Origin of the sequence: Thermoactinomyces daqus, assembly GCF_000763315.1 — a bacterium.
In the GTDB taxonomy this organism is placed as follows: Bacteria; Bacillota; Bacilli; order Thermoactinomycetales; family Thermoactinomycetaceae; genus Thermoactinomyces_A; species Thermoactinomyces_A daqus.
Window position 1 is genome coordinate 1 of record NZ_JPST01000077.1, and the last position, 2,457, is coordinate 2,457.

Genomic DNA, 2,457 nt, shown 5'->3' on the forward strand with positions numbered 1-2,457 from the left:
AAGCGTATGGGGTCATTATAGAGAAAAGATCCATGTATCAAAGCTAACAGCAGTCACATCATCAATGACGCTAAAAACCTTTTTTAAATCTGACTGAATGATTGGTAAAGTTACCGCATCCCAAATGATATAAATTTTCGTCTTGAGATTTTCGTAATGCTTTTCCAGAAAAGCAAAAATATCATTAACAGTATTCACCTTTTCTCTCTTACTAATTTGATCCCAATCAATGCGCCCCCATTCAGTTAATGAAAACGAACCCTCAAAAATATTGAGTATTTTACTTTTTTCATCATTCGTTAAAATGTTGCTGTCTTCACCCAAGGATTCAATACATTCATCAAGTAAAGTCAACTCGCTCACCCTTTTATCTATTGAATTGCATTAAATAAATCCTCATTAACTTTTCCATATCCTTCGCTAGAACAATGAGGAAAGGCTGTTTCTTACTCTGGAGACGGTTTGGGAGATATGGAGTTTTCGTAATCCTTCTTGTACCCGGTCCCACAAAGATCGAAGCAACCTGAATGATAGCATATCCAAGCCAATGCGCTCTGCTTTTCGCATTTCCATGGACGACATCCCGATTCCATGACTCAGAAAGTGCTTGCTTAATCGCTTTTTCTGACTGCACGGGGTGTGACAGCGACCCCAGGTTTTATATTAGCCGTGAACAGTGGTTTGTTTTGCTTTATTCCACAGATTTTTACAGGTAGTGGTAAAACCGATCCCAAAGACCGGGTTTGGTGTTCTTGAATGGAGTCGGAGTCATCGACGTTTCGTTCGTTGGCTCTGGTTCTTGTTGAACTTTTTCAAGAGGGAACAGATATATAAAAAAATCACATTTCAAACTCACGCCATTTTTGATCTGGATTTAATTTTCCGTCATGATCATAGAAGTACTTGATCGCCTTAAGCATATAACCCCAAGATACACAAACCTTTTCCGGCATAATCGATAATTGGGAAATGGTGATACAGTATTCTTTTTCTTCCGACCTTGTTTGATCAACCAATTCAAAATAAGTATCAGAAGGATACAGCCCTTCAATCCCCTCTTCATCCTCTTCTTCAAAAAGCTGATCTGTTAACTCATACCAATAATTCATATAGTAAATATTTTGGCCATCAACCAAATTTCCACCGTGAACAACGATTTCCCCATTTGCTTTCCGCCGTAGTAACACCATCGAGATGCTTTTCCCGTCCATCTGTTTCAAATATTTTTGAACAAGTTCCCAGTCAGGATTTTCAATATAAGGATCGCGATTTATTTTCAACAGCCACTTAGTCATTTTTCTATTTTCGATGCCTTTCTTGGCCCTTTCGTATATTGTTTTCGTTGGACAATCTCATCTTTTTTCGTCTTCTCCAAAAGACTTAAAAAGCTAAAGATACTCTCCAAATTACGATCAGTAACAAAATAAGACTGAATCCTGAAAACCAAATGGAGCGATTCTTGAACACAGGGCTGTTTCTCAACCACTCATCGATTCCAAAGAAAAGAAGCGAAATCAGGATTGGAGCAAACCAAGGTGCAGGCAGCATCATATCCTTGACAGCTTCCTTCAATGAACGGACACGATAATCAGTAAAACTGACAGCCAGAATCAGGATTCCCAAAATCCCAAAAACTACATGGGCAATTCCTCTGGCCGTTAACCGATTCCCGTTCAATTTTTCTGAAATCAATTCACTGAAAACCGAAGAGAGAACACCAAAGGTTAAGACTACCAGATAAATAAACATCCCATAAACAAGAATATTTCCACTCGCATTTTTGAGTAAAGGCCCCTGATATGCACCATCTTTCATATCAAGGTAAGTCATGACTAGTCCGTAAACGGTTGCTGATATTAAAGATGTGATAGATGCAGCAACCAATTTTCGTTTTATCAACTACCTGTCCCCCCATCTAATTGTTCCTTCAACCAGGGGCAAAGTATATTACATTTTATCTATCTGTATGGCCGTTTTCCAAGTTATCTCGGACCCTGAAATCATCTTCTTTACTGTCTAATTATAATAATTTATAATATTTCCCACATAGTAATAGGAGGCGGGATAATGCAAATTTCGCTAGCACAAGCAGTAGCATTAAGAAACATCCTAGCTCGCAAGATTCAGGAACTTATTAATGAACGGTCTCAAGTGGCTATCATTTCTGTTCCAAAAGGCGAACAATTTGAACGCCCCAATAAAACCATCGAATCATTAACAGAAGAAATCAATGAGGTTCGCTCTCATTTTCGTCAACTGGACGTTGCGATGGCTACAGCCAACTTAAATCATACAATCCATTGGGATGATCAGGATATAACCATCATGGAAGCAATTGAATTAGCCAAGCAAATGCGGGGAGAGCTTCAGGAGCTAAAGAGATTTGGTTCCCGGAAAAAGCAGGAGTATTCTTCTCACTATGGAGAAGTCGTAATGGCTTAATGAACCCCAAAAGTC

At 38.8% G+C, this 2,457-nt stretch carries 4 protein-coding genes; 1 reads left to right on the top strand and 3 read right to left on the bottom strand.

Features of this window, described 5'->3' with window-relative positions; translation table 11 throughout:
* Nucleotides 1–15: 15 nt before the first annotated feature.
* The 3 genes from JG50_RS0117755 to JG50_RS0117770 all read right to left on the bottom strand — a co-directional run bounded on the left by JG50_RS0117755 (nucleotide 16) and on the right by JG50_RS0117770 (nucleotide 1,899).
* On the bottom strand, nucleotides 16–354 hold the full coding sequence (locus tag JG50_RS0117755) for a CDI toxin immunity protein (protein ID WP_052154478.1): 339 nt from the start codon (nucleotides 352–354) through the stop codon (nucleotides 16–18).
* Between the two features lie 485 nt (nucleotides 355–839).
* A complete protein-coding gene (locus JG50_RS0117765; RefSeq protein WP_152568650.1) occupies nucleotides 840–1,295 on the bottom strand; it encodes a hypothetical protein in 456 nt (151 codons plus the stop codon).
* Nucleotides 1,296–1,380: 85 nt separating this feature from the next.
* On the bottom strand, nucleotides 1,381–1,899 hold the full coding sequence (locus JG50_RS0117770) for a hypothetical protein (RefSeq protein WP_033102450.1): 519 nt from the start codon (nucleotides 1,897–1,899) through the stop codon (nucleotides 1,381–1,383).
* A 168-nt stretch (nucleotides 1,900–2,067) separates the two neighbouring features.
* On the opposite strand from JG50_RS0117770, the gene JG50_RS0117775 reads away from it, so the two are divergent.
* Nucleotides 2,068–2,442 carry a hypothetical protein gene (locus tag JG50_RS0117775; RefSeq protein WP_052154479.1) on the top strand — a complete coding sequence of 125 codons (375 nt, stop codon included), beginning with the start codon at nucleotides 2,068–2,070 and terminating at the stop codon, nucleotides 2,440–2,442.
* The last annotated feature ends 15 nt before the right edge of the window (nucleotides 2,443–2,457 follow it).